The organism is Vibrio sinensis, from assembly GCF_003605645.1.
Taxonomy (GTDB): Bacteria; Pseudomonadota; Gammaproteobacteria; order Enterobacterales; family Vibrionaceae; genus Vibrio; species Vibrio sinensis.
This window is the reverse complement of record NZ_QVMU01000168.1, coordinates 1-444: the sequence shown is the minus strand read 5'-3', so window position 1 is coordinate 444 and position 444 is coordinate 1. Positions and strand designations below refer to the sequence as shown.

The following is a 444-nucleotide window of genomic DNA, read 5'->3' as shown; positions in this document are numbered from 1 at the left end:
TGTGTGTGTGTGAATGACGTGGTGTCTGTTGATTGTGTTGTTTGTTAGTGTTTGAGAGAGGTTATTTTGTTGAGTGTAGTTGTGCAGTTGTTTTTGTTCCTGAAAGCGCAGAGACGCACTAGCGTTGTCTGTCGTCGCATTGGGAACAACAGAGAAGGATGATTCCATATAGTGGGTGAGATGGCAATGATGCTGTTTCAATGTGGGATCGTACAGTTGTATGGCGAATGATGAATTGAAGTGATAATGTAATGTGGTATTGATGATTGTTTGTGTTTCTAGCGACGTGTTTGTTTGCGTGATAAGTGTAAGAGCGTTTAGTTTATTGTGTTTGTGTGTGTGTGTGTGTGTGAATGACGTGGTGTCTGTTGATTGTGTTGTTTGTTAGTGTTTGAGAGAGGTTATTTTGTTGAGTGTAGTTGTGCAGTTGTTTTTGTTCCTGAA

Annotated in this window: 1 protein-coding gene; it reads right to left on the bottom strand. The window is 40.3% G+C overall.

The window, feature by feature from the left end:
- Window positions 1-201: hypothetical protein (locus DZ860_RS25465; protein WP_207890693.1), on the bottom strand; the 201-nt coding region annotated here is incomplete at its 3' end.
- Between the last annotated feature and the right edge of the window lie 243 nt (window positions 202-444).